Annotated in this window: 19 protein-coding genes and 1 pseudogene; 11 read left to right on the top strand and 9 right to left on the bottom strand. The window is 71.3% G+C overall.

Going from position 1 to position 26,215, the window contains the following annotated elements:
- Positions 1–529 precede the first annotated feature (529 nt).
- A complete protein-coding gene (locus ACWDAK_RS18420) occupies positions 530–1,885 on the bottom strand; it encodes an FG-GAP-like repeat-containing protein (RefSeq protein ID WP_449806481.1) in 1,356 nt (451 codons plus the stop codon).
- Between the two features lie 215 nt (positions 1,886–2,100).
- The gene (locus ACWDAK_RS18415; RefSeq protein WP_427392984.1) at positions 2,101–2,619 is read right to left on the bottom strand and encodes a hypothetical protein; all 519 of its coding nucleotides are present in this window, start codon (positions 2,617–2,619) and stop codon (positions 2,101–2,103) included.
- A 384-nt stretch (positions 2,620–3,003) separates the two neighbouring features.
- Between ACWDAK_RS18415 and ACWDAK_RS18410 the strand changes: the two genes are divergently transcribed.
- Together ACWDAK_RS18410 and ACWDAK_RS18405 are read left to right on the top strand one after the other, a co-directional pair.
- Positions 3,004–6,942 carry a polymorphic toxin-type HINT domain-containing protein gene (locus ACWDAK_RS18410; RefSeq protein ID WP_427392985.1) on the top strand — a complete coding sequence of 1,313 codons (3,939 nt, stop codon included), beginning with the start codon at positions 3,004–3,006 and terminating at the stop codon, positions 6,940–6,942.
- 27 nt (positions 6,943–6,969) lie between these two features.
- On the top strand, positions 6,970–7,299 hold the full coding sequence (locus ACWDAK_RS18405) for a hypothetical protein (RefSeq protein ID WP_427392986.1): 330 nt from the start codon (positions 6,970–6,972) through the stop codon (positions 7,297–7,299).
- A 284-nt stretch (positions 7,300–7,583) separates the two neighbouring features.
- On the opposite strand, the pseudogene ACWDAK_RS18400 reads toward ACWDAK_RS18405, so the two are convergent.
- Positions 7,584–8,225, bottom strand: a pseudogene (locus tag ACWDAK_RS18400) (site-specific integrase); the annotation flags it as partial.
- Between the two features lie 114 nt (positions 8,226–8,339).
- Between ACWDAK_RS18400 and ACWDAK_RS18395 the strand changes: the two are divergent.
- Positions 8,340–8,591, top strand: a complete 252-nt coding sequence (locus ACWDAK_RS18395) for a nitronate monooxygenase (RefSeq protein WP_427392987.1) — start codon at positions 8,340–8,342, stop codon at positions 8,589–8,591.
- Between the two features lie 242 nt (positions 8,592–8,833).
- Here the strand turns inward: ACWDAK_RS18395 and ACWDAK_RS18390 are convergent, their stop codons facing one another.
- Together ACWDAK_RS18390 and ACWDAK_RS18385 are read right to left on the bottom strand one after the other, a co-directional pair.
- A complete protein-coding gene (locus tag ACWDAK_RS18390; protein ID WP_427392988.1) occupies positions 8,834–10,879 on the bottom strand; it encodes a PIG-L family deacetylase in 2,046 nt (681 codons plus the stop codon).
- 156 nt (positions 10,880–11,035) lie between these two features.
- Positions 11,036–11,920 carry a DMT family transporter gene (locus ACWDAK_RS18385; RefSeq protein WP_427392989.1) on the bottom strand — a complete coding sequence of 295 codons (885 nt, stop codon included), beginning with the start codon at positions 11,918–11,920 and terminating at the stop codon, positions 11,036–11,038.
- Positions 11,921–12,095: 175 nt separating this feature from the next.
- Here ACWDAK_RS18385 and ACWDAK_RS18380 point away from each other — a divergent pair, with 175 nt between their 5' ends.
- Positions 12,096–12,974: a LysR family transcriptional regulator gene (locus ACWDAK_RS18380; protein ID WP_427392990.1), complete on the top strand. Its 879-nt coding sequence runs from the start codon at positions 12,096–12,098 to the stop codon at positions 12,972–12,974.
- Between the two features lie 3 nt (positions 12,975–12,977).
- Here ACWDAK_RS18380 and ACWDAK_RS18375 read toward each other — a convergent pair whose 3' ends face one another.
- Positions 12,978–14,396: a selenium-binding protein SBP56-related protein gene (locus tag ACWDAK_RS18375; RefSeq protein WP_427392991.1), complete on the bottom strand. Its 1,419-nt coding sequence runs from the start codon at positions 14,394–14,396 to the stop codon at positions 12,978–12,980.
- 275 nt (positions 14,397–14,671) lie between these two features.
- Here ACWDAK_RS18375 and ACWDAK_RS18370 point away from each other — a divergent pair, with 275 nt between their 5' ends.
- From ACWDAK_RS18370 to ACWDAK_RS18355, 4 genes are all read left to right on the top strand, one after another.
- Entirely contained in the window at positions 14,672–15,334 is a 663-nt protein-coding gene (locus ACWDAK_RS18370) for an O-methyltransferase (RefSeq protein ID WP_344635681.1), read from the top strand.
- Positions 15,335–15,546: 212 nt separating this feature from the next.
- Positions 15,547–15,801, top strand: coding sequence for a DUF3311 domain-containing protein (locus tag ACWDAK_RS18365; RefSeq protein WP_344635680.1), 255 nt, complete (start codon positions 15,547–15,549; stop codon positions 15,799–15,801).
- Positions 15,798–17,276, top strand: coding sequence for a sodium:solute symporter family protein (locus ACWDAK_RS18360; protein WP_344635679.1), 1,479 nt, complete (start codon positions 15,798–15,800; stop codon positions 17,274–17,276). The genes ACWDAK_RS18365 and ACWDAK_RS18360 overlap by 4 nt, the downstream gene beginning before the upstream one ends.
- A 323-nt stretch (positions 17,277–17,599) precedes the next feature.
- Positions 17,600–19,201 carry an ABC-F family ATP-binding cassette domain-containing protein gene (locus ACWDAK_RS18355; protein WP_344635678.1) on the top strand — a complete coding sequence of 534 codons (1,602 nt, stop codon included), beginning with the start codon at positions 17,600–17,602 and terminating at the stop codon, positions 19,199–19,201.
- Between the two features lie 49 nt (positions 19,202–19,250).
- Here the strand turns inward: ACWDAK_RS18355 and ACWDAK_RS18350 are convergent, their stop codons facing one another.
- Complete coding sequence (locus ACWDAK_RS18350) at positions 19,251–20,024, bottom strand: class I SAM-dependent methyltransferase (RefSeq protein ID WP_427393057.1); 774 nt, start codon at positions 20,022–20,024, stop codon at positions 19,251–19,253.
- Positions 20,025–20,416: 392 nt separating this feature from the next.
- Here ACWDAK_RS18350 and ACWDAK_RS18345 point away from each other — a divergent pair, with 392 nt between their 5' ends.
- Genes ACWDAK_RS18345 through ACWDAK_RS18335 form a run of 3 tightly spaced genes read left to right on the top strand, consistent with a single transcriptional unit; the run spans position 20,417 to position 24,137 of the window.
- A complete protein-coding gene (locus tag ACWDAK_RS18345) occupies positions 20,417–21,499 on the top strand; it encodes an iron ABC transporter substrate-binding protein (protein WP_427392992.1) in 1,083 nt (360 codons plus the stop codon).
- Positions 21,496–23,079 (top strand): ABC transporter permease, encoded by a 1,584-nt coding sequence (locus tag ACWDAK_RS18340; protein WP_344635676.1) that lies wholly within the window; start codon positions 21,496–21,498, stop codon positions 23,077–23,079. The genes ACWDAK_RS18345 and ACWDAK_RS18340 overlap by 4 nt, the downstream gene beginning before the upstream one ends.
- Positions 23,076–24,137, top strand: a complete 1,062-nt coding sequence (locus ACWDAK_RS18335) for an ABC transporter ATP-binding protein (protein WP_427392993.1) — start codon at positions 23,076–23,078, stop codon at positions 24,135–24,137. Before ACWDAK_RS18340 ends, ACWDAK_RS18335 begins: the two co-directional genes overlap by 4 nt.
- A gap of 23 nt (positions 24,138–24,160) precedes the next feature.
- Here the strand turns inward: ACWDAK_RS18335 and ACWDAK_RS18330 are convergent, their stop codons facing one another.
- Entirely contained in the window at positions 24,161–24,829 is a 669-nt protein-coding gene (locus tag ACWDAK_RS18330; protein ID WP_427392994.1) for a response regulator, read from the bottom strand.
- Positions 24,830–24,836: 7 nt separating this feature from the next.
- The gene (locus ACWDAK_RS18325; protein ID WP_344635673.1) at positions 24,837–26,213 is read right to left on the bottom strand and encodes a sensor histidine kinase; all 1,377 of its coding nucleotides are present in this window, start codon (positions 26,211–26,213) and stop codon (positions 24,837–24,839) included.
- Between the last annotated feature and the right edge of the window lie 2 nt (positions 26,214–26,215).

The following is a 26,215-nucleotide window of genomic DNA, read 5'->3' as shown; positions in this document are numbered from 1 at the left end:
GCAAAACACTGGGCTGGCGCACGCCAGCCGAGGCGTTCAGCGCCGCTCTGGCAGGATGAACACCAGCAGCGTTGCGACGATCATGCGAATCCGCCTGCGAATCCGCCGACCGTTAGGGGGTCACGTTTCAAAGAGCGCGGACAATCGCCGCGGCTGGATGACTGGTGCTGACGCTGTGCCTGCTCCCGGCGCCGTGTGTAACTGCTACCGCGCCATGTGGCCGCTCGGCGACGTCCTGGTCCTGCAGCTCGGCCTGCTGTCGCTGGCCAGCGGCCGGGTACAGGGCTCCAGAAACTCAGGTTTCTGGGTAGTGGTGGTGCGTGCACGCCGACGGAGGTATGGCGTGCACACGTTCCTTGGACCCAGGGTGTGTTGTCCGTGGGCAACACACCCTGGGCAGAACCGGGCCCATCGAGACGGCGGGCGCCGACAGGCGTCCCTGGCGTGGGGATGGTGAGTGATGTCCGTGGACAGCATTCACCAGAGCTTCGATCACTGCCGGTGTTGGGCGGCAATCGAGTGCGGAGGGTTACCAGCCGCCGGTGAGCTTGACGGGTCGGCCGAAGCCGCCGTTGCCGTCGCCGGCCCACAGGTAGAGGTCGCCGTTGTCGTCGCGGGCTACGAGGTCGGCCTTGCCGTCGCCGGTGAAGTCGGCTGCCGTGGTCTGGGTGTAGTTCCACCCGCCGGTGAGCTTGACGGGTCGGCCGAAGCCGCCGTTGCCGTCGCCGGCCCACAGGTAGAGGTCGCCGTTGCCGTCGCGGGCTACGAGGTCGGCCTTGCCGTCGCCGGTGAAGTCGGCTGCCGTGGTCTGGGTGTAGTTCCACCCGCCGGTGAGCTTGACGGGTCGGCCGAAGCCGCCGTTGCCGTCGCCGGCCCACAGGTAGAGGTCGCCGTTGCCGTCGCGGGCTACGAGGTCGGCCTTGCCGTCGCCGGTGAAGTCGGCTGCCGTGGTCTGGGTGTAGTTCCACCCGCTGGAAAGGAACGACGGCCACTTCAAGGCATCACCGCTGTCGTGCTTCCACAGGAAGAGGGATCCGGTGCTGTCGCGTGCGACGAGGTCGGCCTTGCCGTCCTTGTTGAAGTCCGCGGCTGCCGTTTCGGAGAAGTTGGCCCGGCCATTGGCGTCCAGCACCGGGTAGCCACGATTTCCGACTTCCCGGATCCAGTCGCCGATGTCGTCCACGCGCACGTCCTGGGCGCCGGTGCGAGTCTCGCTCTCACCGAGGCAACCTCCCTGCCAGGAACGGCTGTTGACCGCTACGAGGGCGGGCTTGCCGTTGTCCGTTCGCCAGGCTGGGCCACCGGTGTCGCCCTTGCAGATCGCAGCGCCCGCCGACTTGGCGGCCAGGTCGACGGTGGTGGCCTTGACCGCGCCGGCGGTGAAGGTGGCGGTGTGGAGCTTGTCGGGTATCCACTCGGTCCTGGTTCGTCCGAAGCCCGCCACCGTCAGCTCCTCGCCCGCGGAGGGTGCCTTCGCGGAGACCGCCAGCGGTGTGATGGCGGTGACGGGGTCGACCAGGCGCACCATCACCAGGTCGCGATCGGTGCGGGGAACCAGCTCGACGGCGTCGCGGACCTGGCTGCCGATGGTGACGGTGGTCGCATCCTTCGGCTTGCCGGCCGACACCGTGGTGCCCTGTCGCGGGTCGTCGATGAAGCAGCTGGCGGCGGTGATCACCCACTGGGGGGCGACGAGGGCGCCGCTGCAGGCTCGCTTGCCGCCGATGTCGAGCTTGGTGGTGAAGGCGTAGGAGCTGTCGGCAGCGGGATCGCCGGAGACGGCGACGGCTGGGCTACCTGCGGTGGCCGCGATCAGAGTGCCGGCTGTTACGGCAGCGGTGAACAGCCCGGTCCTCCATGCCGGTCGTGAGCCGGGAAGAGACATACGGTAGGTCCTCGGAATCATCTGAATCAGGTGTGCAAGAGAAGGCAGGCGTCGGGACTGGGCACATCGGATGTCTCTCGATCCTCTGTGGGGCAGCGTTGTGCCTTCGGCGGTGATAGGTGCCGATGCTGCTGCCAACCCGGTCTCCGCCATCGTGTCGGTTACTGGTGCGAACGGCCTGGCGGACCGATTAGGGAGATTCGATCCGCGGTGTGTCAGCCGGTGATGCGGAGTTCGAGGAGGACGGACCTCTTGCCGTCGTCGCCTGCTTCGCCGAAGGTCTTGTAGTCGTTCTTGGGGGCGTCGACGAGAGTCTCCTTGCCGTCGGCTGTGATCTTGGCGCGGACGGGGTGGTCCTCGGTCCACATGCCGTAGGCGTCGGGCAGCTCCAGGGTGACGTAGCCCTGCTTGCCGCTGACCGCGAAGCAGACCTCCTTCTGGGCGGAGCGGACCTCGATTGTGATGTCGTGTGCGGACTTGCAGTCGGTCAGCATGATGTGGCCGTCGCCCTGCTTGAGGGTGATCTTCTGCTCCTGGAGGATCTTCGCCGCTCCGGGGTAGGCGAAGTCCTCGATGGCGAAGGGCATGGCGTCGTCGGCCGCTGTAGCGCTGGCGCTGGCAGTGGAGGCCCGGGGGGCGGCGTGGGCGGCCGTGAGGGTCGCAAGCCCGGTGCACGCGGTCAGAACGGCGGCGACGCTCGCCATGAGGGCCTTTCGGGCACGGGGTATCGACATGGGTCCTTCTCCGGGGGCATGGGGCGGCATCAGGGTGCTTACTGTGAATCTCCTGAATAAAACCTGAGTAAGGTATCAGCAGCCGATGCGTCAGATCGCTACTGACTCTGCACATATGACGGTATCTCAGTTCTGCTCCACAGCGTTCGTGCACGTTGCATGGATGCCCCGACTGTGACACCCCCCTTTCGGCGGGGGCCGGTTTGCGGGGTTCGGCAATGCGGGAGTTCCTGACTCCACCGCCTGCTGTGACGCACACCACCAGCATGATGAAGGGAATGGCTTGTGAAATGGCCTCTGCGCTCTCCGGGAGCGCCAGGCGGTACCAGGACAGCGAAGCCTGGCGGGGGCTGGATAGCGGGGGTGCGCGGTGCGTGTGCCGTCGTGCTGCCCGTCACGCTCGCGGCCGGCCTGCTCCGTGCCACTCCGGCGACCGCGGCCGACGCGGCGGATGACGACTTCAACGCGATGTTCAATCGCGGTCGGATCGTCCAGTTGTGGACGACCGGCGGCGCCGGTATCAAGGAAGCGGCTGAGAAGGCCCTCGTGGGCACGGACGAGGACGTCAAGAAGTTCCTCGCCGACAAGGACAGTATCCAGAACGACGATGACCGCGTCGATGCCAGCCGCGTTTTCAACGTGGGTGGTCCTGCGGTGCGTGAGGCCGCGAAGAAGGCCCTCAAGGGTTCCCCGGAGGACCTGCGCGCCTTCCTGAAGGACGGCTGGAAGGCTCCGCTGCAGGAGGACCAGCGTGTCGAGGCCTCACGGGTCATCAACTTCGGTGGCCCCGGGGTCAAGGAGGCGGGGAAGGCGGCCCTGAAGGGCACGCCCGAGGACGTCGCCCGGTTCCTCAAGGCGGGTCAGTACGACGCGCGTGAGATCGACGACCGGGTGTTGGTCTCGAAGATCATCAACTTCGGCGGCCCGGCCGTCAGGGCGGCCGGCAAGGTCGCCCTGAAGGGCAGCCCCGACGACATCACCGAGTTCCTGGAAGTGGGGCAGTTCACGGCCCGCAACCGCGACCAGGAACACGCCACCATCCAGCAGCTCACCGAACAGGCGGAGCAGGCCGGTGTGCAGGCTCAGGCTGCGACGGATGCGGCGAAGGAGGCATCCGACCGGGCTGTTGCGGCCTCCGAGTTGGCGAAGGAGGCGGCGCAGACCGCGGCCAGGGAGACCGCGGCGGCCAAGAACGACTCCGAGCGGGCTGCGGTCAAGGCCGGGCAGGCGGCGGATGCCGCGCGGGCTGCCGCCGAGGCGTCGCAGGAAGCCATCGGTGCGGCGAACGCGGCGAACCGGTCGGCGCGGGTTGCCGCGTTGGCTGCCGCACAGACGGCGAGTGCTGCCGCGGCTGCGGCGGACGCCGCTGACCGGGCGTACAGCGCTGCGGTTGCCGCGGGTGGTGACGCGGGTAAGGCGGAGGAAGCGAAGAACGCCGCGGCGGATGCGCGTTCGGCGGCGGAGCAGGCGAAGAAGTCGGCGTTGGCAGCGGGGGCGGCCGGTGATGCCTCCCGGGCTGCCAAGGCTGCGGCGCGGGCCTCCTTGAGTGCGACTGCCAACGCGAACGCTGCGGCGGATGCCGCGGATGAGGCGAATGCTTCGGCGAATGAGGCCGGGGTTCATTCGGATGAGGCGGCGACCGCGGCGGCGGAGACGCGTCGGCACGCCAGGGAGGCCGACCGCGCGGCGAACGCCGCGCAGGCGCTGGCGGATGAGTCGGCGGATGCGGCGTACGAGGCGCGTGATGCGGCCAACTCGGCTGCCGCGCACGCGAATGCTGCCGCGGACGCTGCGGAGGAGGCGGCCAAGCACGCCGGTGAGGCGGCGGACCAGGCTGCCAAGTCCACCCAGCAGGCGGATGCGGCGAAGAAGGCCGCGGATGCGGCGGATGCCGCGGTCGCGACCGCCAAGAAGGTGTTCGACATCGCCCGCAGGAGCGAGGCGGAGGACCTCACCACCCGCACCGCCGCCGCGATCGAGCGCGCCAGGTCCCAGAAGGCCCAAGCCGACAAGTTCACCTCCGTTGCCGCCGCGGGTCTCAGCGAGGCCAGGGGGCTGGACGACACCGCGGTGGCGCTGGCCGCAGAGGCATCCAAGCTCGGCGCCGACTCCAAGGCTGTGGCGGCGAAGGGCCGCCAGCTCGCCCTGAAGGCGCTGAAGGAGCGAGGCCCCTTCAGCCAGGACGCGGCTGCCCGGGCCCTGTCCGGCACCGACGACGACGTGCTGGAGTACCTGCGCACGGGCTGGGCCAAGGCCGGGCAGCAGGAGATCCGCCAGAAGGTCTTCGAGCTCAGCACCCAGAGCCCCTACGAGAGCGTGCGCACCGCCGCCGCGACCGCGCTCAAGGGCAGCGACCAGCAGGTCTCCGACTTCTACACCACCGGCCAGTACCAAGTGGCGGACGTCGACCTGCGGGTGCGCGTCTCCCAGATCAACAACGCTGGTGGACCTGGCATCAAGGACGCTTCCAAGGCCGCCCTGGCCACCAAGGATCCCAAGGCGCTGGTCGCGTTCATCAACAACGGCCAGTACTCGGCGCTGAACGACGACGAGCGGGTCATCGCCTCGAAGCTGTTCAACGACGGCGGGCCCGAAATGAAGGCCGCAGCCAAGATCGCCCTGACCGGCCCGGCGGACCAGCTGCACGACTTCGTCAAGGTCGGCCAGTACATGGCAGCCCGCAAGGACAACCTCGCCGACAACCACATCGCCCAGATGCAGCGCCTGATCGCCGAGGCCTCCGGGGTCGCGGCCAAGGCCCGGCAGAACAGCTGGATCGCCGCCAAGGCCGCCGCCGACGCCAACAAGGCCGCCGACCAGGCCCAGCAGGCAGCAGCCGAAGCCGCCAAGTCCGCCCAGCAGGCCCAGGGCTACGCCCATGACGCGGACGTCGCGGCCACCAGCGCGGAGAACTCCGCAGCGCAGGCCGCGAAGTCGGCCGTCACCGCTCGCAACGCGGCCGATGCCGCGGACCGCGACGCGGACGCCGCCGCCGAATCCGCCGCCCAGGCGGCGTTCTCTGCGGACTACGCGCGCACCTCCGCCGCAAAGGCCAGCGACTCGGCGGCCGACGCCCGCGCGTCCGCTCTCGCGGCAGGAAAAAGCGCCCGTGAGGCCGACGATGCCGCCTCCCAGGCCTGGCAGATCACGCTGACCAAGCGCCAGGCTGAGGAGGCCGAGGCCCGGCGCAAGGCCGAGGAGCAGCGCAAGGCCGAAGCGGAACGCAAGGCAAAGGAGAAGCAGCCGAAGCGCTGCATCCCCAGCCCCAACCACGAGACAGCGGGCCTCCTGCCCTGCGTGCTGGGCTCGGGCGGCAACTTCGTCATCGACACCACACCACCCGACCCGACCCTGACCGCCATCGTCTGGGAAGTCACCGGCCTCAACGACATCAAGGACTGCATCACCAACCCCACCCTCGGCAAATGCGCCGCAGCCGCCATGACGGTCCTCCCGGTCGGCAGGCTCAAGGCCGTTGAGAAGATCGAGGAAGGCGTCGAAGGTGTAATCGACGGGACACGTCTCCATGCCCTTGATGACCTGCTGGCGGCCTGCCAGCGGAACAGCTTCCCCGCAGGAACCCGTGTCCTGATGGCGGACGGATCGGCCCTCCCGATCGAGCAGATCCACACTGGGGATCAAGTCCGGGCCACCGACCCCGTCTCCGGCGCGACGGACGCCCGCCGAGTGGACGCCACCATCTACACGCCTGACGACCGCGACTTCACCGACCTCACCATCAAGTCGCCGGACGGTACAACCAGCACGATCACTTCGACCGATCATCACCCCTTCTGGTCCGAAAACCAGCACGCCTGGCGTTACGCGGCCGATCTCACGACCGGCGATGCCGCACGGACAGCGACCGGCCAAGCAGCACAGATCACGGCCACCCGGCACTGGAAAACTCTCCAGCCCGCATACAACCTGACCATCAACTCCGTCCACACGTACTATGTGCTCGCGGGCGACACGCCGGTACTGGTTCATAATTCTGGCGGGCTGCCGTGTCTGTCGGTCCCCGTCGAGGACGTCAATAAATCCTTTCATCCTGCGACCTATGGTTCGGCTGGGGAGCAGTTCTTGGATCATTACAATAGGTGGGGAAAGCCGGCTGGTATGACGCAGCAGCAGTATCTCGAGGCGGCCTCGGCGCTGGCTCAGCGTCTGTCGCAACGTGGCGGGGCGGTGGGCTGGAATAAGAGTCTCACGGATATCGGATTTGCTGACGACGGCCTGAAGGGATTCAAGTATGTAAATCCAAATACAGGCGAGCTGCTGATCACGTCGCTGGATGGCAAAGTCGTTACGTACCACCCATGAAGCGGTGGCTGAAGGTTGCGAGGGTTTATGGAATTGAGCCTTGCGGATGCTTATACCCTCTGGCGCCGCGTTCCGTATCCGCCAATTGGATCAACGCGGGAGTTGAGAGTGATTCGCGCCGATCTTGGTGAGGCTGATGAGCACGCCTCGGTGGTCAACGCCTTCATGAGGACCGGTGTGTTTAGGCCGTCGGGTGCGGACGTCCTAGCGGAACTCGACGATGTCATTGCTCGAGCCGACGCTTTGTGTACGGAATATTCGGGCAGTGATCTGGTGGTTGCGCGAGAGGTTCGCGCATACGCAACGTTGGTGGCGATTGTCTATCGGGGATTCCTCGAGGCAGGTGAATCTAGCTAGGGAGTTTCTTGCAGCTGGGGTGCACTATGAAGGTCAACGGCCCGATGAAAGAGGGCTCCATCAATGTAGCTCAGGGATGATTTCCGTGATTTGGCCCCAGGTTAGTGATTTCGTTGCCCTAGGTAAGCTTCCCTTCGAGAGGGGCGAGCCTGATGAGGTTGTGCTTTGGTTTGGCCTGGAATCTGCTTCATCTCATTGAACTGCACCTTCCGCGCGTATAAGGCAGCCCGAGAGGGCAAAGCGCTGGCGCGAAGGTCTGGCAAACCTGTAGTTATGGCAGTCCGCTAACGGGCGGCGCCATCCTGAGAGGAGCCCCGCCGGATTTCCGGCGGGGCTCCTTGGGTGTCTGACGGCAGTAGTTGACGGCGGAGCCGGACACGGGCGTACACCGTCGCGGTGACGCCGATGTGGGCATGGCCGAGGGGCTCCTTGATGACGACGAGCTCGACGCCGTGTTCCAGGAGGAGGGCCGCGGTCGAATGCCTCAGGTCGTGGAATCGGATCGCCCGGAGGTGGGAGCGGCGGAGCAGTGCGTTGAAGTGCCGTGTGAGGGTGGCGGGTTCGATGGGGTGGCCGTTCGGGCGGGTAAAGACGAGGCTGTTGTCCAACCAGTCTGCGCCGGCCTGCTGCTTCTCGCGGGCCTGCCGGTCACGGTGCTCGCGGAGCGAGGCGACGCAGGCGGCTGGGAGGGCGATGCGGCGTTCCGAGTTGATCGTCTTGGTCGGCAGGGTGGTGAGGCCGCTGGTGCGGGTGCGTTGGAGGGTACGGCGGCTGCTGGCCGTGCCGGCGTCGAGGTCGAGGTCTTCCCAGTGCAGGCCGAGGAGTTCGCCCTTGCGTAGTCCGGTGCGGAGCGCGAGCTCGAACAGGGCCTGCACTCGGTGCCCGTTGGTGGAGGTGGGGAAGGTGCGAGCCTCGTCGGCGGTGAGGGAATTCGCCCCGCTGCTCGACCAATTCACCGAGCAGGCCGAATGCCGGAGTCTGACGGATCGTTAGTCGGCTTGGACGTAGGGTGAGGTGGACCGAAATCGGGCGAGGGAGGCATGGCGGTGGCGGATGTGCTGAGGCGGCTTGCGGTTCCGGTGGTGGCCGCGCCGATGGCTGGCGGGGCGTCCGCGCCCGCGCTGGTGGCTTCGGTGAACGGTGCGGGCGGTCTGGGGTTCCTGGCGTCCGGCTATCTGACGGCCCGGGCGATGACTGAACAGATCGCCCGGCTACAGGATTGCCGGGCAGTTCGTGAGAGAACTCGGGCGGAACTGGAGGGTGACATACTTCGACAAGCGGGCCGGGGGTAACCTAGACATCCCCTGCGCTTGATGCTGATTTTCGAGAGGGCCCCTCGTCTCACCTGACGGGCCATATCGGCTCCTGCAGCGATCAGCACCAACGAACATTACACCGCGGGCCGAGTTCCCGGCTCGCCCATGGGCCTTTGCCGCCGCATCCCACCAGGGCCTGTCAGTCCGACGAAACGTCGGACTGACAGGCCCTGGGGTCTATTCATAAGCCGAAGCCGTTGCGCTCCTGCAGGGTATGCCTACGGCACCGGCGCGCAGTGCAGCGCCGCGTCCGGCCCGAGTCGTGCGAGCACCGGGCGGTTGTCGACGTCGAGGGCGAGGGCCGCCGTGCCGACGACGGGGCCGGCGACGCTGCTCCAACGTGCCGGTTTGCCGGAGCCGAAGGTGGCCAGGCTGGTGCCGCCGTCGTTGTTGCGGGCCGCCAGCAGGATGCCGTCGCGCAGGGCGAGCAGGGTGAGCGGGCCGAAGCCGCGGGGGGTGAGGTCGAGGGGCTCGTCCTTCCAGGTGCCGCCGGCCTCCAGGCGGTGGGCTAGGGGGCGGGCGGTCTTGGCCTCGCGGTAGGCGAGCAGCACCGTGCCGTCGGGGCGGACGACCGCGCTCGGCGGGTCGGCGGGTGCCGGCAGGTCGGTCGCCACCACGGTGAACGGCCCGTTCGGCTGTTGCTGGGCCCAGTGGTGGACGGTGTCGTGGCCGGCGCCGAAGACGTGGATCCGGCCCGAGCCGTCGGTGACGGCGGCCAGGCCCTCCTGGACGTCCGCGCCGCCCAGGTCCGTCCAGTCGCTCCAGCTGCCGTCGGCGCGCTGCTGCCGGGTGGAGACGCCCTTGGCCCAGTTGCGGACGAACAGCTGGGTGGTGCCGTCCGCGTTGCGGGCGAGGACCGGGCCGCCCACCCGGCGGCCGTGGTCGGGGTCGGACTCGGGGTTGCCGACCGAGGTCCAGGCGCCGAACGGTCCGCCCTTGGCACTCTGCACCGCCGTGACGATCTCGCGCCGGTTGTCGGCGGTCGCCGGTCCCAGCGAGGCCATCCGTTCGGCGAACAGCTGCCAGCGGCCGTCCTCGGCCAGCGAGGCGGTGATGCCCGGCAGCAGGCCGTCGCCGTCGAGCAGTTGGGGTTCGCCCCACTTGCCGCTGCCGGGAGCGCTCTCCTGCCACATGGCGGCCTGCCCGTCGAGCAGGCCGAAGGCGGTCAGCCGGTGGTCGGCGTCCAGCCGGAGCCACGGCGCGGTGGCCGGGTAGCGCACGCTGGTGCGCTGCAGCCAGCCGGTGCCGTAGGAGCGGTCCTGGCCCACGTCGTAGTCGCCGCAGCCGGCCGTGAAGGTGCAGCCGTTGTCCGGGGAGCCGCCGTAGGCGTTGAGGACGTCGGCCTTGCGGCGGGCCAGCTGCGCGGGGAGGTTCTGCGGCCAGCGCTCGTTGTAGTAGCCGCGGTAGGCGGTGACGGTGTAGTGGCGGCCGCCGGCCGCGCGGTGGCGGTCCAGGGCGGCGTAGGTGAACAGCGCGGCCGCGGTGTGGTCCGGGTGGTCGGAGTAGCCGTCCTGGTCGTGGTGCTGCTTGTGCTGGTCGTCGTGGACCTGCATGTCCGGGTCCGGGTCCAGGGTCCGCACCAGGGTCGGCTGGTACCGGTCGAGCAGGTGCGCCAGGGCGGCGACCAGGCTGTCGTGGGTGACCTGGTGGGCGCTCTTCACCGGGGAGCCGGTGCTGACCAGGGTCTGGCTGACCGCGGCGGGGTTCGCCCACAGGTCCGGCAGGCTGACGCTGTCTCCGCTCGCCGTCTTGAAGTGCTGGCTCACCCCGAGGAAGACCAGCTGGACGCCCTGGTGCCCGCCCAGGGTGTCCACCTCGACCACGGTGCCGTCCGGCAGGGTCTCGGTGGACACGTCCCAGGGGGCCAGGTGGTTCCCGGTGGCCATCAGCCCGTACGCCTGCCGCAGCCCCTGGCGCCGGGCGCCCGCGTACGCCGCCTCGTCCGGCTTGGGGGGATTCTTCGCGCCGGGGACCTTGTTCACCCCGCCGCTCTCGCCGCAGTTCAGGTAGACGCTGACCAGCCGGTCGTTGGCGTCGATGGACTGTTCCAGGTCCGGGTTCATGAAGTACAGGTCGTCGTCCGGGTGGGCGACGACCTGCACGATCGTGCTGCCACTGGTCCCGTCCTTCTCGGGTGCCAGCGAGGCGCGCGGCCGGGGCACCGGCGGGGCGGTCGGCTTGGCCGTACAGCCCGCCACCGCCAGCGCCGCGATTCCCGCGAGCACGGCACGGCGGGACACTCGGATGGGGCGGCGCACTGTCACGGAAAGCTTCCTCGAACCCGGTGGAGGACTGGCGCCCCCTGCTGTGACCTGGACATCTGTTCCCGGGACCACCAGGTCCTCGGGCCGAGGTGAACGACAGATGAACACATGGACCCACCCCGTCCCATGCACCTTACACGCCGCCCACCGGGCGGCTCAGGCCCGGAAGGGGCGGGGCGAGGTACGGGTGAGGACGACCGCGACGATCACCAGGAGGCCGCCGAGGGCGGTGTTCCAGTGCACGGGTTCGGCGAGCAGCAGCGCGCCCAGCGCGGTGGACCAGAGCGGGGTGACATAGGTGACGGTGGCCGCGACGGTGGCGCCGGCGGTGCGGACCAGGTTCAGGTTGAGGATGTAGGCGACGCCGGTGCCCAGGGCGCCGAGCGCGAGCAGGGCCAGCGCGGCGGCGGCTCCGGGCCAGTGCGGTGCGCCGGCCGCCGCCGGGGCGATGAGGGCCAACTCGGCCGTGGCGCAGCTGATCTGGAGGGTGGCCAGGCTGGTCGTGCTGTGCGGGAGGCCGGAGAGGAAGCGGCGGGTGTAGGCGAAGCCGGCGCCGTAGCAGGCCGTGGCGAGCAGACAGGCCAGGTTGCCGGCGGGCTGTCCCGAGCCGGTGCCCCGCCACACCCCGAGCACCGCCATGATCCCGGCGAAGCCGAGGGCGAGCCCGGTGGCCCGGCGCGCTCCCAGTCGTTCGCCGCTCGCGGTCAGCAACGCGAAGAGCAGGGTGAACAGGGGAGTGGTGGCGTTCCACACCCCGGCCAGCACCGAGCTGATCCGGGTCTCGCCGAAGGAGAACATGACGAACGGCGCCGCGTTCAGCAGCACCGCCACCACCGCCGAGTGCGCCCAGGCACGGGCCTCGCGCGGCACCGCCTCGCGCCGGACGGCGAGGATCGTCCACAGCGCGGCGGCGCCCAGTACGCAGCGCCACAGTGCAACCCAGACCGGTGGCATACCGGCGTCCACCGCCACCTTGATCAGTGCGAAGCTCGCACCCCAGATCGCCGACAGCGCCACGAAACCCGGCCACCACTGCCGCACCCCGTCACCGCCTTCCGTTCCAGCACCGGTCGTCCCCGCGCACCCGGGGACACGGGCCGCCGAGGGCACCGGCCGGTCCGACCCACCGGGCCCGAGCGGGCCCGTGGACACACCGTGCCGAAGCGGGTGATCATGAGTCCAACAAGTGGCAGCACGGCAGGGATGAGGGTTGCTCATGTCGGGCGGAGTGAACCTGGCGCAGCTGAGGGCGCTGGTCGCCGTCGCGGAGAGCGGCGGATTCGGTGCCGCGGCAGGGGAGTTGGGCATCAGCCAGTCCGCGGTCTCGCACGCCGTCGCGGCCCTGGAACGCGCCGTGGGCGCACCCGTGGTGCACCGCACCGGCCGGGTCAGGCCCACCCCGCTGGGCGAACAGCTGCTGCCGCACGCCCGCGCCGCCACCGCCTCCGCCGACGCCATCGCGGTCATCGCGGCCCGGCACCGGGGCGGCCCCGCCGGCACCGTGCGGTTGGCCGCGCCCGCCACCGTCTGCCAGGGGCTGCTGCCCGGGCTGCTGGGAGAGTGGCGCGCGACTCATCCGCGGGTCAAGGTCCGGATCTTCGAGGGTGAGGACGACGAACTCGCCGCGTGGCTGGCGACCGGTACGGTCGACGCCGCCGTCCTGATCGACCCGGACCCCGCCCCCGCCGGGTCGCTGCAGCTCGCCCAGGACTCCATGCACGCGCTGCTGCGCCGGGACCATCCGCTGGCCGGGCAGCCGGTGGTCGACATCCGGGACCTGGAGGACGACGCCTTCCTGCTCTCCGAGGGCGGCTGCGAGCGCCACATCCGGGAGATCTACCGCCGGATCGGCGCCCGCTTCACCCCCACCCACCGGATCCGCGACGTGGGCACCCTGATCAGCATGGTGCACGCGGGCATCGGGGTCTCGGTGATGCCCGCGCTGGCTAACGCCATGATCCCGGCGGGCTGTGTGCTGGTCCCGCTGCTCCCGCGGGTGACCCGCCGGCTCGTCCTCACCGGGCCGGCGGACCGACCCTGGCATCCGGCGGTCACCGCGCTGGTGGCGACGGCCGGCGGTGTCCCGGGCGGGTAGCGGTCAGCGGAAGCAGTACGAGTCCGAGGAGGCGTCACCGCCGCTCAGGTGGGTCTGGTGCACCCGCAGGCCCCGGAAGTCCGCGCCGTGCGGGAAGAAGCGCGGATCCACGGTGAGCCCGCCGTCGACGGTGTCCGCGTCGAGCTTGATCATCCACGGGTCGATGCCGCCGGGGTAGAACTGGTCGTCCCAGGAGCCGTAGAGGGAGTTGGTCAGGTAGACCCGCTTCCCGTCCCGGCTCAGCTCGACCATCTGCGGGCCGCCGGTCAGCGGGACGTCGGGCGCGGTGGGGTGCGGGGCCCGGCCGGTGATGCCGCCGAGCCGGACCGAGCCGGTCTTCCTGGGGTGGAACGGGTCGGTCACGTCGTACTGGAAGAGCTCGCCGGTGCCCCAGGCCGAGACGTACAGCCAGCGGTCGTCCACCGACAGGTTGATGTCGGTGACCAGCGGCGGTACCGCGCCGAAGGGCTGCAGGGCCGGCGGCAGGTCCTCGGTCCTGGCCGGCTCGGCAGGGATTTCGATCACCTTGCGGGCGGCGAAGGCGGCGCCGTCGCGGTACCAGAGCCAGACCGAGGCGGACAGGTCCTCGACGTTGGTCACCACCCCGACGAAGCCCCACTGCTGCTCCGGGTCGTGCGCCGGACGGAGTTCCAGCACCATCTGGTGCTCGTCGCCGAGGTCGATCCGCTGCAGGTGCCGGCCGGAGTCGAGCTCCCAGAAGTGCAGGGCGTGGCCGTAGCGGCGGCCCAGCAGCAGTTCGGGCACCACTCCCTCCTCCACCATCGACGGGGTGCCCCACTCGCTGGTGATCCCGACGTTGCCGGCCAGGTGCCACCAGACGTCGTAGGCGAGGTGCTGGGGGCCACGGTCGGTCTCCCAGGCGCGCAGCACCTCGAAACTGGTGTGGTCCAGCAGTGCCACGCCGCCGGGGCCGTCCGCGCCGTCCGCACCGCCCAGGCAGGAGAGGAAGACGCCGTCCGGACCGCAGTGCAGTGTGTGCGGGCGCGAGTACCCGGCCTTGGCGGCGAGCTCCTTGGCGCTCACGGTCTTCACCAGCTTCGGCCGCACCGGGTCGGGACGGGTGTCCATGACGTGCAGCCGGGAGGACCGCAGCCCGGGCAGCAGCAGGAACCGCCGCTCGGGGTTGGTGTGGCAGGCGTGGGCCAGCGCGCTGGAGCAGGCGTTCCAGCCGAAGTGGTGCAACTCGTCGCCGGTCTCCGGAAGTTCGGCGAAGTTGAGCACCCGGCCGTAGCCGGGTGAGTCGGGATCGGTGTCGACGGTGATCAGGGCGTCCGGACGGCTCGCGGACCGGTCGAACCCGGCGACGTACGCGAGCTTCTCCGGTGGTGCGGCCACCGCCTCCGCGGGGGTCCGGTACAGCGAGGGATCCGTGTGCCCTTGGGCGGCGTGCGCGTCTGCCATGACGACTCCTCAACTCGGCCGGGGACCCGGCCGGGAACAGGTACGGGGGAGTGCGATCGGAATGAGACAACTGCCCAGGCAGCCTTCCACACAACCGCGGGCGCGCCACGGGGCGCACGGGGGCGAAGGGGCGCGCGCTACGGCTGCGGCGCAACGGCGGACGGGATATCTGAATTCATCTGATTCATCATCACGTGTCCGAGTTGGAACGTGATGCACGAGCGGCTCGATGGAATGCTGTGGCCCGAGCGCACGCCCCCTGATCGGAGACGCCGGTGACCGAGACCAAGAACCCCACGCTGACGCCCGAGCTCTACGCCTACGTGCTGAGCCAGAACCCACCGCTCGATGCGGCGCAGCAGGAGCTGGTCGAGATCACCCACAGCACGTACGCCGGCAGCGCCGGCCTGCAGACCGCCCAGGAGCAGGGGCCGCTGCTGGCGTTCCTGGTCAGGCTGATCGGGGCCCGCAGGATCGTCGAGGTCGGCACCTTCACCGGGCTGTCCACGCTGTCGATGGCCCAGGCGCTGCCCGAGGACGGCAAGTTGATCACCTGCGACATCTCCGAGGAGTGGACCGGGGTCGGCCGGCGGGTGTGGGCCAAGGCGGGTGTCGCCGACCGGATCGAGCTGCGGATCGCGCCCGCGATCCAGACGCTGCGCGCGCTGCCCGAGGAGCGCTGGATCGACCTGTCCTTCATCGACGCCGACAAGGCCAACTACCCGCTGTACTGGGAGGAACTGGTCCGCCGGACGCGGCCCGGCGGGCTGATCGTCCTGGACAACACCCTCTTCCAGGGGCAGGTCGTCGACCCGGACGCCACCGGCAGCGCGGGGGCGATCCGGGACTTCAACGAGGTGGTCCGCACCGACAAGAGGGTCGAGGCGGTGCTGCTCACGGTTGCGGACGGGCTCACCCTGGCCCGCCGGCTGGACTGAGCCGGACCGCCCCCGGAGATCCGCGCTCCGAAGCGGCATGGTCATGACGGAGTATCGGTGGAGTCCGCATGGAGCGGCCGCGCCGGTGGTAGGTCCTGGAGGTTCGCGGTTGGTGCCGGCCCGAGGACGACCGGCCGCCACCGGCTCCAGCCGACCGACCAGCCGACCGGCCGGGCGACCGACCGGGCGGCCGACCTCCAGGGGATGACCGGATGCACTCTGCGCGCAGGACCAGATCCACCGGAGCCCGCGGGGCGCTGCTCCCGCTGCTCAGTGCCGTGCCGTTCGCCGGGATCCTCGGCGGCGTCTTCTTCGCCAACCGGGTGACGCCCTACGTGCTCGGGATGCCCTTCCTGCTGTTCTGGATGGTCCTCTGGCTGGTGCTGGGATCCGTGGTGACGGGGGTGGTCTACCGGCTGGATCCGAGCAACCGGGAGCCGGCCGAGGCCGAGGAGGCCGGCCCGTGACCGCACTCGCCGTCATCGCGGCCTTCCTGCTGCTCGCCGTCGGCCTGGGGCTGCGGGCACGGCGGGGCAAGGACATGGACCTGGAGCAGTGGTCGGTCGGCGGCCGGGGCTTCGGTTCGGTCTTCGTCTTCCTGCTGCTGGCCGGGGAGATCTACACCACCTTCACCTTGCTCGGGGCCTCGGGCTGGGCGTACGGGAAGGGCGGACCGGCCTTCTACGTCCTCGCCTACGCCTCGCTCGCGTATGCGATCTCGTACTGGCTGCTGCCGGTGGTCTGGCGGTTCGCCAAGGAGCACCGGCTGCTGTCCCAGTCCGACTTCTTCGCGCGGAAGTTCGACAGCCCGGCGCTCGGAGCGCTGGTCGCGCTGGTGGGCGTGGTGGCGATGGTCCCGTACCTGGTGCTGCAGCTCACCGGGCTGGGCATCATCGTCTCCACCGCCTCGTACGGGCACATCTCGCCGCACACCGCGGTGGTGATCGGCACGGTCGCGCTCACCGGGTACGTCACCATCTCCGGGATCCACGGCGCGGCCTGGACCGCGGTGGTCAAGGACGTGCTGATCCTCGGGGTCGTGGTGTTCCTCGGGATCTACCTGCCGCTGCACTACTCCGGCGGGATCGGGCGGATGTTCCACGCCATCGATGCCGCCAGGCCGGGCTTCTTGACCCTGCCGCACCAGGGGCTGAGTCCGTGGTGGTTCGTCTCCACGGTGCTGCTCTCGGCGCTCGGCTTCTACATGTGGCCGCACACCTTCAGCGCCACCTTCAGCGCCAGGGACCCGAGCGTGTTCCGGCGCAACGCGGTCGTCCTGCCGCTGTACCAGCTGATCCTGCTGTTCGTGTTCTTCGCCGGGTTCGCCGCCGTGATCGCGGTGCCCGGCCTCAAGGGCGCCGACGGGGACCTCTCGCTGCTGAAGGTCACGGTCAAATCCTTCGACCCGTGGTTCGTGGGGGTCGTCGGCGGCGCCGGGCTGCTGACCGCGCTGGTGCCCGGCTCACTGCTGCTGATGACCTCGGCCACCTGCCTGGCCAGGAACGTCCTCCTGCCGCTGCGGCCGGGTACCGACGAGCGGACCGCAGGCCGGCTCGCCAAGCTGCTGGTCCCGCTGCTCGCGGCCCTGGCCCTGGTGTTCACCTTCAACGGCGGCAGCACCATCGTGAACCTGCTGCTCATGGGGTACGCGCTGGTCACCCAGCTGTTCCCGGCACTGCTGTTCGCGCTGGCCGCCCGGCGGTCGGTCACCAAGCAGGGCGCCGCGGCCGGGATCGTCGCGGGCGTGACCACGGTCGCCGCCACCACGCTGGCCCACACCACCGTCGGCGGCCTGCTGCCCTTCCTGCCGCAGGCGGTGAAGGACGTCAACATCGGGGTGATCGCGCTGCTGGTGAACACCGTCGTGCTGCTGGCGGTCTCCGCGGTCACCCGGCCGTCGGCCGTGGCGGCGGCGGTGCCCGCGGCCGGGGACGCGGGGTGAACGGGAGTTGCACGTCCCCGAAGCCGACAGCGAACTCGGCCGCCACCTGGGTGAGTTGAGCGGAGGCGCGCCGGCTGCAGGAGTGTGGACCTTCCGGTCCCCGCCGGTCGCGGCGCACAACCGGCCGTGCCGCGTCCCGTCGAATGCCTGACGGCGGGCGCGCCCGGCGCCCGGTGAACGCGGCGGACGCTCCGCGAAATGCGGATGCGTCCGCCGCGCGGCCCGGTTAGCCTGGGCCGCATGTCCACGCCCCGAATTTCCTAGCTCAAGGACCCGCTTCCACGCCACCCGTGTGTCCTTCTGCTTGTTCGGAGCGTAATCCCATGATCACCGTCCGCGGTGTCGACGTGCGCGTCGGCGCCCGTCTGCTGCTGTCCGACATCTCCTTCCACATCGCCCCCGGCGACCGCATCGGCTTGGTCGGCCGCAACGGCGCGGGCAAGACCAGCCTGATGAGGACCCTGGCCGGCCAGGAGCGGCCCGCCGCCGGGTCCGTCACCGTCACCGGCTCGCTCGGCCACCTGCCGCAGGACTCCCGCGTGGCCGACCCGGTCACCACCGTCTGCGACCGGATCCTCTCCGCCCGCGGCCTGGACCGGGCGGTCGGAGCCCTGCGGGCCGCCGAGGAGGCGATGGCCGAGGCAGTTGGAGCGGCCGCGCAGGAGAGCGCGATGCGCCGCTACACCCGCGCCGAGGCCGAGTTCCAGGCCCGCGGCGGGTACGCCGCCGAAGCCGAGGCGGCCCAGGTCGCCGCCGGGGTCGGGCTGCCGGCCCGGCTGATGGACCAGCCGCTGGGAGCGCTCTCCGGCGGGCAGCGGCGCCGGGTCGAACTGGCCCGGATCCTGTTCGCCGACCACGGCACGCTGCTGCTGGACGAGCCGACCAACCACCTGGACGCCGACTCCCTCGCCTGGCTGCGCGGCTTCCTGGCCGGCCACCGCGGCGGCCTGGTGGTGATCAGCCACGACACCGGTCTGCTCGCCGACACCGTCAACCGGGTCTTCCACCTCGACCCCGCCCGCCGCACCATCGACGTGCACAACACCGGCTGGCACGCCTACCTCGCCCAGCGCGAGGCCGACGAGCGGCGCCGCGCCCGCGAGCGCGCCAACGCCGAACGCAAGGCGGCCGCGCTGCGCACCCAGGCCGACCGGATGCGTTCGCACGTGGCGACCGCCGTCGCCGCCAGGAACATGGTGCGCCGGGCCGACCGGATGCTCGCCGAGCTGGAACCCGTCCGGCGCGCCGAGCGGACGGCCCGGATCCGGCTGCCCGAACCCGCTCCGTGCGGGCGGATGCCGCTCGGTGCGATCAGCCTCGCCAAGGCGTACGGCGACCACCGGGTGCTCACCGGCGTCGACCTCGCCGTCGACCGGGGCAGCCGGCTGGTGGTGCTCGGGCTCAACGGCGCGGGCAAGACCACCCTGCTGCGCACCCTGGCCGGGCACGAGACACCGGACTCGGGCCGGGTGGTGCGCGGCCACGGCCTGCGGCTCGGCTACTTCGCCCAGGAGCACGACACCCTCGCCCCCGACCGCACGGTGGGCGAGAACCTGTCCGCCGCCGCGCCGCACCTCGACCACGGCGAGGTGCGCCAGGTGCTCGGAGCCTTCCTGTTCACCGGTGACGACGCGGACAAGCCGGCCCGGGTGCTCTCCGGTGGCGAGAAGACCAGGCTCGCCCTGGCAGGCCTGGTCCACTCCGGCGCCAACGTGCTGCTGCTGGACGAGCCCACCAACAACCTGGATCCGGCCTCGCGCGGCGAGGTCCTGGCGGCGGTCGGCTCGTACCCCGGCGCGATCGTCATGGTGACGCACGATGCGGGGGCGATCGAGGCGCTGCGCCCGGACCGGGTGCTGCTGCTGCCGGACGGCACCGAGGACCTTTGGAGCGAGGAGTACCTGGACCTGGTGGCACTGGCCTGACGCGGGACCGGTGCGGCCCGGGGCGCTGTGCCCCGGGCCGCACGCCGGCTCAGGCGTCCGTCCGTCCGGGCTTGCGGGCCTCGATCAGGAACCGGGTGGCGTGGGCGACGAACGGCCCCTCGCGCTGGATCAGCTCGTGCAGTTCCGCGAGGCGGTCCCGGTACTCGGCGACGGTGAAGCCCGGCACCATCCAGATCACCTTCCGCAGGAAGTAGACCACGGCGCCGATGTCGAAGAACTCCGTCCGCAGGGACTCGAACCGCAGGTCCAGGACCTCGAGGCCGGCGGCCTCGGCGGCCGCGCGGGCCTCCCCGTGGTGGCGCCCGCGCCGTACTTCCTCGGACTGCGGTCCGAGGAAGTACTCCACCAGCTCGAAGACGCTGGAGTGGCCGACGTGCTGGGCGAGGTACGTCCCGCCGGGCCGCAGGACGCGGGCGATCTCCGTCCAGTGGGCGGTCACGGGGTGCCGGGAGGTCACCAGGTCGAACGCCTCGTCGGCGAACGGCAGCGGCGGCTCGTCCCGGTCGGCGACCACCACGACCCCGCGCGGGTGCAGCAGCCTGGTCGCCTTGGCGACGTTGGGCGGCCAGCCCTCGGTCGCCACCATCAGCCGGGGGAAGTTCCCCGCGCCCGCCAGGACCTCCCCGCCACCGGTCTGGATGTCCAGCGCGGCCGAGGCGAGGGCCAGGTGCTCGCCCAGCAGTCGCTGGTAGCCCCAGGAGGGCCGCTGCTCGGTCGCCCGGCCCTCCAGCCAGGAGAAGTCCCAGCCTTCCACCGGGGCGGCTTCGGCCTCGGTCACCAGTTCGTCAAAGCTTCGCGTCATCTGTGACATACCGGGATCATTGCGGCATCTCCGAGCGCAATCCAGCGAATTGGCGTGTGCGGGGATGGTGAAGGCGGCCGCGCGAGGGTGCCCAGGCGGCTGGGGTGGCCGTTCCCCAGACGGTGCGTATGCCCTCTGAGCTGCGATGTCCCCGCTGGTTTTGCCGGGGGTTGACGCTTCGGGGATCGAAGCGTGTCTGCGCCGAGGCCGGGCCGAGATCTGACGGCTCGAAACTTGTTAGGCAAGCCTTTCCTGTCCTAGGTTGCTGTCTCGCCAGGCCGGTCCCGGCGCTTCCCGCCCGGGGCGTGCGGGGGTGCCCCCGCATCCGACTGGCCCAGCCACTCGGGGTGCCGCCGTCAGGCCGGCCCCGCTCATCGCGGAGGACCCTCACCATGTTCGGAACCAGGATCGGTGCTGTCCGGCCGGCCGCGGCGCTGTCGCTGGCGGCCGCGTGCGTGCTCGCGCTGGCCGCCTGCTCCAGCTCGGGCGGCAGCTCGTCGGACGGCCCCTCGCAGGCCGCCACCGGAGCCCAGGCGCTCGCCGGACAGACCATCACCGTCTACAGCGGCCAGCACGAGCAGACCGTCAAGGCGCTGGCCGCCGACTTCGAGAAGCGCACCGGCGTCAAGGTCGACCTGCGCTCCGGTGACGAGGCCGAACTCGCCAACCAGATCCTCCAGGAGGGCAAGGCCTCCCCGGCCGACGTCTTCTACGCCGAGAACCCGCCCGCGCTCACCGTCCTGGAAGAGCAGGGCCTGCTCGCCGCCGTCCAGTCGGACACCCTCAAGTCCGTTCCCGCCGGGGACAGTTCACCCAAGGGCGACTGGGTCGGCGTGTCCGCCCGCACCGCCGCCTTCCTGGCCGCCGAGGGCAAGCCCGCCGACACCGCGCCGCCGGCCTCGGTCCGCGACCTGGCCAAGCCCGAGTGGAAGGGCCGCCTGGGCATCGCACCCAGTGAGACCGACTTCGCGCCGATCGTCACCCGGATGATCAAGACCGACGGCGCGGACGCCACCAAGCAGTGGCTGCTCGGTCTCAAGGCCAACGCCAAGAGCTACGACAGCAACGAGAGCCTGTCGGCCGCGATCAACAGCGGTGAGGTCGAGGGCGGCGTGATCGACCACTACTACTTCTACCGCCTGCGCGACGAGAAGACCGCCGCCCAGACCCACGCCAAGCTGCACTACTTCACCAAGACCGACCCGGGCGCCCTGGTCGACGTCTCCGGTGCCGGCGTGCTCAAGGGCGGCAAGCACCAGCAGGCCGCCCAGGCCTTCCTCGCCTACCTCGACAGCGCCCCCGCGCAGACGCTGATCGCCACCTCGGAGAGCTACGAGTACCCGCTGGTCGCAGGCGTCAAGGGGAAGGCCGAACTGCCCGCGCTGGACACCGTCGGCCAGGTCGCCTCCGCCGCCGACCTCGGCGACGGCAAGGAGGCCCTCCAGCTGCTCCAGGACACCGGTCTCCTCGCGTGAGCACCCCGCACTCCGCACGGAGCGCCGACAGCCCGTCACCGCTGCCGCGGTGGCGGGCCGCCGGCCTGCTCGCACCGCTCGCCTTCGCGATCGTCGCCGTGGTCGCCTCGCCGCTGGCCTTCGTCGTGGTCCAGGCCGGGCAGGCGGGCTGGGACCAGGCGCAGCGGCTGCTCGGCCGCCCGCTGATCGCCACCCTGCTCTGGAACACCGCCACCCTCGCCGCCGCCGTGACCGCGGCCACCGCCGTGCTCGGCTTCGGTGCCGCCTACCTGGTCGAGCGCACCGACCTGCCAGGCCGCCGCTGGTGGACCGTCGCCCTCGTACTCCCGCTCGCCGTACCGGAGTTCGTCCGCGGCTACTCCTGGGTCTCGCTGTTCTCCTCGGTACGCGGCTACTGGGGCGCGGTCCTGGTGATGACCTGCTCCCTCTACCCGCTGGTCTTCCTGCCGGTCGCCGCCACCCTGCGGCGCGCCGACACCGCCGCGGAGGAGGTCTCCCGCAGCCTCGGCCGAGGCCCGCTCGCCACCCTGTGGCGGGTCACCCTGCCGCTGACCCGGCCCGCGCTGGCCGGCGGCGCGCTGCTGGTCTCGCTCTACCTGCTCGGTGAGTACGGCGCCTTCGCGATGCTGCGCTTCACCACCTTCGCCACCGCCATCTTCACCCAGTACAAGCTGGGCTTCGACGCCGCCTCGGCCGCCCAGCTCACCCTGGTCCTGGTGGCGCTCGCCCTGCTGCTGGTCCTGCTGGAGGCCGGATGCGGCCGTCGGGGACGGGTCGCCCGCAGGGGCGCTGTGGGTCGCCGGGCGGCCGCGGCCCCGCTCGGGCGCTGGAAGCTGCCGGCCCTCGCGGCGCTGGCCGCCCTGGTCGGCACCGCGGTCGGCGTACCGCTGTACGCCCTCGGCTACTGGCTGGTGGTCGGCAGCTCCACCACCCTGCCGTCCGCGTCCGTGCTCTCCGCCGCGCTCACCACCCTCGGCTACGCCGCCACCGCCGCGCTGGTGGCCACCGCGGCCGCCGTCCCCGTGGCGCTGTACGGCTGGCGGCGCGGCACCCGTCTGGCCAGGGCCGCCGAGCGCGCCGCCTACCTCACCCGCGCGCTGCCCGGGATCGCCGTCGCGCTCTCGGTGGTGCACTTCGCGATCCGCTACGCCGAGCCGGTGTACCAGCAGCCGCCGCTGCTGGTCGCCGGGTACGTGATCCTGTTCTTCCCGCTCGCGCTCACCGCCGTACGGGCCGCACTCGCCCAGGTGCCGCCCGGCGTCGAGGAGGTGGCCCGCTCGCTGGGTACGCCACCGCTCGGCGTGCTGCTGCGGGTCACCCTGCCGCTCGTGCTGCCCGGCCTCGGTGCGGCCGCCGCGATGGTCGCGCTCACCGCGGGCACCGAGCTCACCGCCACCCTGCTGCTCCGCCCGACCGGCACCCAGACCCTGGCGACCCAGTTCTGGGTCTACACCAGCGGCCTCGCGTACGGCGCGGCCGCACCCTACGCGGCACTGATGACGGCGATGTCCGTGCCGCCCGTGCTGCTGCTCACCCGCCGCACGCTCGGCACCAACTCCCGTACGGAGGATTCGCGTTGAGTGGACTCATGGTCAGTGGACTGCGCGCCGGGCACGGCCGGGCCGAGATCCTCTCCGGGGTCGACCTGGTGGTCGAGGACGGGGCGCTGGCCTGCGTCCTGGGGCCGTCCGGCTGCGGGAAGAGCACCCTGCTGCGGGTGATCGCCGGGTTCCACCCGGCCGCGGCCGGCCGGGTGTCCCTCGGGGAACGGACCCTGGACGACGGCCGGTCACGACTGCCGGCCGAACGGCGGCGGATCGGGTACGTGCCGCAGGACGGCGCGCTCTTCCCGCACCTCACCGTCGCGGGCAACATCGGCTTCGGCCTGCCGCGCGGCAGGCGCCGCGAGAAGGCCGCCGAACTCCTGGCCCTGGTCGGCCTCGACGGCCTCGGCGACCGCCACCCGCACCAGCTCTCCGGCGGTCAGCAGCAGCGCGTGGCGCTCGCCCGCGCGCTCGCCACCGAACCGGAACTCCTGCTGCTGGACGAGCCGTTCGCGGCACTGGACGCCGCGCTGCGCACCGAGCTGCGGACCGAGGTCGCGGCCACCCTGCGCAGGGCCGGTGCCACCGCGATCCTGGTCACCCACGACCAGGAGGAGGCGCTCTCCTTCGCCGACACCATCGCCGTGATGCGCACGGGCCGGATCGCCCAGCAGGCCGCCCCGCACGAGCTGTACCACGCACCCGCCGACGCCGCCGTCGCCGGCTTCCTCGGCGAGGCCAACCTGGTCCCCGCCCGGCTGGACGGGGCCAAGGCCGACACCGCCTTCGGCAGCCTCCCGCTGACCGCCGACGCGGGTACGGCCCGCCGGGGCCTGGTCCTGCTGCGCCCCCGCCAGCTCTCCCTCACGGCCGACCCCCTCCCCGGGGCCGTCCGGGCCCGGGTGACCCGCTCCCACTTCCGCGGCCACGACCACCGCGTCGAACTCCGACCGGACCCGCAGGACGGCCTGCCCGGTAGCCTGATCGCCTACACGGACGGCCCGTGGCCGCACGACGACGCCTACGTCCGGGCGCAGGGCCTCGCCCACCCGCTGGACGAGTCCGAGGACACCCCCACCGCCGTCGGCAGCTGAGACGGCCGGGGAGCCGTAGGCGGTCAGGCGGGGAGGACCAGGCGGTTCTCGTAGGCGAAGACCACGGCCTGGACGCGGTCGCGCAGGCCGAGCTTGAGCAGGATCCGGCTGACGTGGGTCTTCACGGTGGCCTCGGCGAGGTTGAGCTCGGCGGCGATCTCGGCGTTGGACAGGCCCCGGGCGAGCAGGACCAGGACGCTGCGCTCCCGGGCGGTGAGGGCCTCGACCGCCTCGTCGGCGCGGGCCCGGCTGCCACCGTCGGTGGGCAGCTGGGAGGCGAAGGTGTCGAGCAGGCGGCGGGTGATGCGGGGGGCGACCACCGCGTCCCCGGCTGCGACGGAGCGGATCGCCGCGAGCAGCTCGTCCGGCTGGGCGTTCTTGAGCAGGAAGCCGGAGGCACCGGCACGCAGCCCGGCGAAGGCGTACTCGTCCAGGTCGAAGGTGGTGAGGATGAGGACCTTGGTGTCGGGGTTGGCCGCGACGATCCGGCTGGTGGCCTCGATGCCGTCCATCCCGGGCATCCGGACGTCCATCAGCACCACGTCCACATGGCCCTCGGCGACCAGGCGGACGGCCTCGGCGCCGTCCTCGGCCTCCCCGGCCACCGCCATGTCCGGCTGGGAACCGAGCACCAGTGAGAAGGCGACCCGCATCAGGGGTTGGTCATCGACCAGCAGGACTCGGATGGTCATCGGGTGTTCAGCTCCTGTCGTCGGGGGCGGTGTCCGGCCCGGGGCCGTCGAAGTCCGGTGCGCCGTCGCCGGAGTCCAGTCCGGTGTCGTCCAGCACCAGGGTGGTGGCCACCCGCCAGCCGCCGCCGGGCAGCGGGCCGGCGACGAGCTCGCCGCCGTACGAGGCCGCGCGCGAACGCATACCGGTGAGCCCCTGGCCGGTGTGGCCGATCGGACTGGTGTGGCCCTGGTGGGGTTCGGGGAACCCGTTGTCGCAGACCTCGACCATGACGGTGGACGGGCCGCAGGCCACCCGGACCCGGGCGGTGGCGCCGGGGGCGGTGTGCTTGAGGGTGTTGGTCAGTGACTCCTGGACCAGCCGGTAGACGGTGAGCTGGGCGCCGGCCGAGACGGTGGAGTGGTCGCCCTCCAGGTGGAGTCCGGTGCGCAGCCCGGCCGCCCTGACCTGCTCGACCAGCGCGGTGAGCTGGGCGATGCCGGGCTGCGGATGCCGCAGCGCGTCGGGTTCGTCGGAGCGCAGCACACCGAGGAAGCGCCGCATGTCGGTGAGGGCGCGGCGGCCGGTCTCGGCGGACTGCCGCATCGCGGCGGTGGCCTTCTCGGGCGCGTGGGCGTTGGCGTAGACCGCGCCGTCGGCCAGGGCGACCATCACGGACAGGTTGTGGGTGACGATGTCGTGCATCTCCCGGGCGATCCGGGAGCGCTCCTCGGCCACCGCGAGCGCCGCCTGCTGGTCGCGCTGCCGCTCCAGGTCGTGGGCGCGCTGCCGCAGGGCGGCCAGCTGGGCGCGCCGGGCCCGGAGGTTGAGGCCGAGCACCGCTGCCGCGGTGACGGTGCCGGAGAGCATGACGAAGACCTTGACCGAGGTGGCGAGCGGGCTGCCGCCGTGTTCGGTGATCGGTGTCCAGCGCAGTACGGCCAGCACCACGCCGAGCTCGGCGACCAGGTACGCGATCATGGTGCGCCGGCGCCTGCAGTGGGCGCCGACGGTGTAGAGCGCGAACAGCACGGCGATGTCGGCGGGCATGCCCCAGGCGGTGAGCCACTGCACGAAGGCGACGGCCGCGGTGACCCCGAAGACCGCGAACGGCACCCGGCGGCGGAAGGTCAGCGGCAGGATCAGGCCGATCTGCAGGGCCCACAGCCACGAGTGCGCGGAGAGGTAGCGGTGCTGGGGCGCCGAGGTGACCAGCAGCAGGGCGAGGGCACAGCCGAAGTCGACCAGGGTGGGGTAGCGCTCGGTGAGGATCCGTACCCGCAGCTGACCGAGCTGCCCCCGCAGCCGGGCGACGAGCTCCCCGAGCCCCCCGAACCCGGCGAGCCCCCGGGGCGCGCCGGTGCGGCGCGCCCCGGGGGCTGCGGAGGTCTGGTCGAGGCCGGTCACCG

Source organism: Kitasatospora sp. NPDC001175 (assembly GCF_053598215.1).
Note: the sequence above shows the minus strand (reverse complement) of the source record. Positions and strands in the feature narration are given on the sequence as shown.